Genomic DNA, 216 nt, shown 5'->3' on the forward strand with positions numbered 1-216 from the left:
CCACTGGGATATGTGGAAGGGGCTGACCGCCGACCCGACCGCGCTCCACGACCACGTGCGGAGCTACGAGTCGCCGGACCGGCTGGAGATAGTCGAGATCGGCGACCGGATCGACCTGTAAACGGGAGTCGAGCGGCCGTTTTCTCGACGTTTCGGTTATCAACCACGAAACGCGGCCCGTGGAATTTAAGCCCTTGCTCCGGGACGTGCGGGTAT

1 pseudogene is annotated in these 216 nt (G+C 63.0%); it reads left to right on the forward strand.

What is annotated here, in order from left to right:
- Positions 1 to 121 (forward strand): annotated as a pseudogene (locus EXE42_RS20580) (MBL fold metallo-hydrolase); the annotation flags it as partial.
- Between the last annotated feature and the right edge of the window lie 95 nt (positions 122 to 216).

The organism is Halorubrum sp. SP3, assembly GCF_005435195.1.
GTDB classification, from domain to species: domain Archaea; phylum Halobacteriota; class Halobacteria; order Halobacteriales; family Haloferacaceae; genus Halorubrum; species Halorubrum sodomense.